Source organism: Algoriphagus aestuariicola (assembly GCF_017254835.1).
Classification (GTDB): domain Bacteria; phylum Bacteroidota; class Bacteroidia; order Cytophagales; family Cyclobacteriaceae; genus Algoriphagus; species Algoriphagus aestuariicola.
The window spans coordinates 1-283 of sequence record NZ_JAFKCW010000078.1 but is presented as its reverse complement, the minus strand read 5'-3'; the positions used below and the strand labels follow the sequence as shown (position 1 = coordinate 283).

At 63.3% G+C, this 283-nt stretch carries 1 protein-coding gene; it reads right to left on the bottom strand.

Going from position 1 to position 283, the window contains the following annotated elements:
* On the bottom strand, positions 1-283 hold a 283-nt coding region (locus J0A67_RS23730), incomplete at both ends, for a glucokinase (protein WP_206571705.1).

The following is a 283-nucleotide window of genomic DNA, read 5'->3' as shown; positions in this document are numbered from 1 at the left end:
CAAAGGTGCCCAGATTCAGCGCCAGGTTGCCGCCGAAGCGCCCCATGATCACGCAAAACAGCGACAGCGCACGGCGGCAGTCGATGCAGCTGTCGGCCAGCGCCCGCTCGGTAATGTCCTTCGGCTCCAGTTTCTCCGGCAGGCGGTTGTCTGCCTTGACGATGGCGCGATACAGGTTGACCAGGCCCGGCCCGGACAGCACGCGCTCGGCGGAAACGTGCCCCACTTCACCGCGCAGCACCTCCAGAATAATGTCTTCTTCTTCGCTGTTCGGTGCGAAATC